This window comes from Lysobacter enzymogenes, assembly GCF_017168095.1.
Lineage (GTDB): Bacteria > Pseudomonadota > Gammaproteobacteria > Xanthomonadales > Xanthomonadaceae > Lysobacter > Lysobacter enzymogenes_D.
In genome coordinates, this window is the sequence record NZ_LXSD01000568.1 from 1 (window position 1) to 903 (window position 903).

Genomic DNA, 903 nt, shown 5'->3' on the forward strand with positions numbered 1-903 from the left:
CGAGCGCGAACTGCCGCTGGCCGCGCTGGCACCGCTGCGCGCGGCCCTGGCCGAGCCCGAGCTGTGGTCGGCGCCGCAACGCAGCTCGGTGTTCTGCGCCGACCGCCACCGCCTGCGCCAGGCCTATTTCGAAGCCTGCGTGGACGGACGCTACTTCGCCCGCGACCGCGCCTGCGACCGCCTCGCCGCGCCGCTGCTCGACGAGTTGTGGCGGCAGGCGCGCACGCTGGCGGCACCGGCGGCCGGCGCCGCGCCATGACTCGCGACCGCCCCGCCGCGCCCAGCGGCGACCGCCTGGCGCTGATGCTCGACCTCGACGAAACCCTGGTCTACGCCAGCGAGGTCGAACTCGGCCGCGCCGCCGACTTCCAGGCACTGGGATATCACGTCTACCGCCGCCCGCACCTGCAGACCTTCCTCGACCACGTGCTGGCGCGCTACGACGTCGGCGTGTGGACCTCCTCCGGCCGCCTGTACGCCGACGCCGTCTGCGCCGCGCTGTTTCCGCCGCAGGCCCTGCGCTTCGTGTGGTCGAACGCACGCTGCTCGGTCAGCCGCGACTGGACCACCGGCGAATACCTCAACCGCAAGCGCCTGCAAAAGCTCAAGACCCACGGCTACCGCCTGGAGCGCCTGCTGGCGATCGACGACACTGCGAGCAAGCACATGCAGAACTACGGCAATCTGGTGTGCGTGAGCGAGTATCGGGGCGAAGACCTGCACGACGACGAGCTGCTGCGGTTGATCGGCTACATCGATGCGCTGGCCGGCGAGGCCGACGTGCGCAGGATCGAAAAACGCCGCTGGCGCGAAAACACCGCCGCAAGTGCCCCGAAGCCCCTGTAGGAGCGGCGCGAGCCGCGACCGCGACATCGCGTTTACGACGCAAGCCAGGTGTCGCGG

Annotated in this window: 2 protein-coding genes; both read left to right on the forward strand. The window is 71.0% G+C overall.

Annotated elements, in window-relative coordinates:
• A partial coding sequence (locus A7A76_RS22205) for a hypothetical protein (RefSeq protein WP_206413355.1) occupies nt 1-259 on the forward strand: 259 nt, incomplete at its 5' end.
• The gene (locus A7A76_RS22210) at nt 256-846 is read left to right on the forward strand and encodes an NIF family HAD-type phosphatase (RefSeq protein ID WP_206413356.1); all 591 of its coding nucleotides are present in this window, start codon (nt 256-258) and stop codon (nt 844-846) included. The genes A7A76_RS22205 and A7A76_RS22210, both read left to right, overlap by 4 nt.
• The last annotated feature ends 57 nt before the right edge of the window (nt 847-903 follow it).